2 protein-coding genes are annotated in these 987 nt (G+C 62.9%); one reads left to right on the top strand and one right to left on the bottom strand.

All coding sequences use genetic code 11. The features are described from left to right. Positions 1-595 (top strand): isoprenylcysteine carboxylmethyltransferase family protein (locus tag EN935_RS37675; protein WP_164771789.1); only part of this gene is annotated, 595 nt, incomplete at its 5' end. A gap of 12 nt (positions 596-607) precedes the next feature. Here the strand turns inward: EN935_RS37675 and EN935_RS37670 are convergent. Beyond that, positions 608-987, bottom strand: a 380-nt coding sequence (locus EN935_RS37670; RefSeq protein WP_164771787.1) for an aldolase/citrate lyase family protein, incomplete at its 5' end; no start/stop codon positions are given.

The following is a 987-nucleotide window of genomic DNA, read 5'->3' as shown; positions in this document are numbered from 1 at the left end:
GCACTGGCCGGGAGCCTGGGTGTTCCTGGTGGTGATGGTGGGGCTTAGCCTCAGCTTGGGCGTAGCGCTGGCCCGGCGCGATCCCGGCCTGATGAATGAGAGACTGAGCCCTCCCATCCAGAAGAATCAGACCGCAGCTGACAAGGTGCTGTTGAGCGTATTGCTGGCCGCTATCTTCGGTTGGCAGGCCCTCATGGGGCTCGACATCCGTTTCGGCTGGTCGGCGGTTCCCGTCTGGGTACAGGTGATAGGCGCGGCTGTCCTGCTGCTCGGCATCTGGATCTGCTATCTGACGATGCTGGAGAACAGTTTCGCGGCGCCCGTTGTGAAGATCCAGGACGAGCGCGGACAGCGCGTGATCACCACGGGTCCCTACAGCTACATCCGCCATCCGATGTATGCCGGCGCCATTCTCTTCTTTGCCGGCACGGCACTCCTGCTTGGCTCCTGGTGGGGGTTGGCATCGGTGCTCGTGTTCATCATTCTTTTGGCCATCCGCACATTCATCGAAGAAAGCACGCTTCGGACTGGCCTGCGAGGCTATGACGACTATGCGGCCCATGTTCGCTACCGCCTGATTCCATTGGTCTGGTAGCGATTCGGGCGCTCAGGCGGAAACACCTGCCGCCTTTGCCCGCGCCAGAAGTCGTTCGGCCAGTCGCAGATGCGGGCGGTCGTACATCTTGCCGTCGATGCCGACGACGCCGGGATTTCCCGCTGCCGCGAACGCGGCGACGATTGCCGCCGATTGTCTCACGGCCTCGCCCGACGGCGTGAAGGCGGCGTTGATGACCGACACCTGAGCGGGGTGGATCGCCATCTTGCCGGTGAAGCCATCGCGCTCGGCTTCCATGCATTCCGCTTGGAAGGCCGCCATGTCGCGAAAATTCGGGAAGACGGTGTCGATCGCCGCGACCTCCGCCGCACCAGCGGCAAGTATTGTCATGGTGCGGGCGTGACGGAACACGTCCGTGTAGCGGCCATGTT

Source organism: Mesorhizobium sp. M7D.F.Ca.US.004.03.1.1, assembly GCF_003998635.1.
Lineage (GTDB): Bacteria > Pseudomonadota > Alphaproteobacteria > Rhizobiales > Rhizobiaceae > Mesorhizobium > Mesorhizobium loti.
This window is presented reverse-complemented; position numbering and strand designations above follow the sequence as displayed.